Consider the following 2450-nt stretch of genomic DNA (forward strand, 5'->3'; position numbering starts at 1 on the left):
TTATGACCTCGAGGGGCTAGCCGCCAGAGCTGGACAAGTCTCACCTGTCTCGCTTTTCCCGCAGGAGTCTTCGTCTTGCACTCCAATCAACAGCTGGAACCAGCTAAATACAACAACATATTTAAACATTGATTAAGAGAAAATTAATTTTAAAAAATCTCCAGTTCGGAGATTTCCACATCAACGTTCTACCTAAATTTGAGGATCTATCTGAAATGAAGTTTTGAAATTTCCGGACCCTTACCTGTCATTTCAAATTCCATGATATGAGGTGCCTTCCCATAAGGGTTTTCTACCTTCACTTCCCATTTGTCTTGACCTTCTTCATGGATTTCGACCACTGGTGTTTCTTTCAACGCTTTTATATATTCTTGCTCCGATACTGACTTCTCTACACCGTCTTTTTTTAGGATGAACTCTCCATCTTTTTCGCTTCCGATATACTCTCCGATGTGTTCCGTCAGCCACTGATCGATTTGAGGGGAGATTTTCCTTGCAACTTCAAGAACGGTCCCTGAATTCAACTCCAATTCCCTTTCCAGTACATCGAAAAGATAATGCTCATACGTATCACACTCGAAGAGCGTCCCATGTTCATCGATGGTCCCCTCCGTACCGCACACATCGACTACGATGGCATCGACCGGAAGCTCACTGTCTTGGAATTCTTTTTTCCCTGCGGTGTCCACACGGAATTTCTTCTGGTCCCTTACTGCATAGCCCATCCGCTGTCCATCCGACTTTAGCTCATAGTAGTTCATACCGTCATCTTTCAGCATTGATTTTGTCACAAGGTCAAATTGCGTCAGGACAAAATCAGCTTCCGTATAAGGAGATGTTCCCCGTTGTTCCGTTTCATATCTGCTTCTGTTCACTCTCACCGCTTCCCCGTCCCCGGAAAGCGTTATCCTATAAAAAATTGTATAAGGATGAGATTCATCGACCATCGATAAATCTAATCGTTCATACTCCCCATGTTTATCGATGACCATTCTAAAATCCGTTAACTTAACGCTATATTCATTATCTACATCCAGTTCCCTCTTGATATTATTCCATTCTTCCAACAGGCTGCCTTCGTAAAAGTTGGTCTCCTGCAGCGTCACGGTTCTCGGCCGCTCATACCATTCCTTCTCAACGAACGGTATGATCACCGACAACAGAAAGATAGTAAGTCCCAGGTATGCCGCCCGCTTTTTACCCCAGGTATTGATTGGTATGTCACGAAAAAACAAAAGGAACACCACGAAACCCAGGGGCAGCTTCACCCTGTTTATTTCCAGCATGAAAGCTCCAAGGATGGTATACCCCAAAAGCTTCATGAATAGGTAGGACTCTTCTTGGTCTGAATTACGGTATAGTATGATGACAATAACAATTGAAAGCATGAACAAAAAGAGTTCCATCATTATCACTCCCCTCTCAAAAATCAATCATTCGCAATACAGCATAAAATTGCTGCTTTTTAAACACGCTTGGATAAGGTCGATTTCAGTAAAAGCAATTCTTGTTCTGAAGACTCCTGACCTCCATACCTTACCTTTTCATAAATTGAAATGATTTCATGGGGTCCGTCAATTCTTCTGAACCATTCATGAAGCGTCTCATGGGGTCTTTTTTTATGATAAAAGGGCAGCCCGCTTTCCCATTTCCTTACCACTTTCCTGACCTGATGAAGCTCTTCCAATGACAACGTTTGCTCTACATCAGAGGTTGCGTTTACAGATTTCCCGGTCCTTCCCTCTTTACTCAGTAAAAAACGGTCTATTTGTTTGGTATTCTTTTTCTTTCTATTTTTATAAAACCTGAACAATAGGAATGACAGTAAAAGCAGGATATATGGGAGCGGGGTCTTTGCGGACTTTTTCAAGAATTCCACCAGGGTCATGTTATCCTTGATGATTTCCTTTCCCCATTTCAACACGATGACTTCCTGTCTCCTACCATCATCCCGGGTATCTTCATCCAACTCTCTCCACCTTGGTATATAATCAATCACTTTCACTTCTGTCAGATCGCCAAGCTTTTCTCCCTCGTCCTCTTTGTAGAAGGATTTCACCTTATCCGCTACCAGCATGGACGTTCGTCCAATGACCATTCCGACTGCTGAGATCAATATAAGAAACACGAGACCGAAGAGGATCTTTTTATACATGGTATCTATCAGCTCCTATTGTAAAAGGAAATATATTACATGTATTAATTATAGCAGTGAAATACGGAATTAGTATGGTGATTTGGGAGATTCATTTACTGATTTTCTAATAGCGGATAGTAGTTGAGGGGATTCAACATGAAAAGAGGCTGGGAGAAAACTAAAAATCATCACATAAAGACGAACAATCTCAGTACAGGCTCTTAATACCGCTAATGATTTCCGTGCAAGACTTCGCTTTCCGCGGGTAGCCCGTGAGCCTCCTCGGCAAGCCTGCGGGAAGAAAAGCGGAGGG

General features: G+C 42.5%; 2 protein-coding genes. Both read right to left on the reverse strand.

All coding sequences use genetic code 11. The features are described from left to right. Positions 1 to 206: 206 nt before the first annotated feature. On the reverse strand, positions 207 to 1409 hold the full coding sequence (locus tag AAEO50_RS20945; RefSeq protein ID WP_341986323.1) for a hypothetical protein: 1203 nt from the start codon (positions 1407 to 1409) through the stop codon (positions 207 to 209). A gap of 56 nt (positions 1410 to 1465) precedes the next feature. Then, complete coding sequence (locus AAEO50_RS20950; protein WP_341986324.1) at positions 1466 to 2155, reverse strand: DUF4129 domain-containing protein; 690 nt, start codon at positions 2153 to 2155, stop codon at positions 1466 to 1468. Positions 2156 to 2450 lie beyond the last annotated feature (295 nt).

This window comes from Rossellomorea oryzaecorticis, from assembly GCF_038405515.1.
Taxonomy (GTDB): Bacteria; Bacillota; Bacilli; order Bacillales; family Bacillaceae_B; genus Rossellomorea; species Rossellomorea oryzaecorticis_A.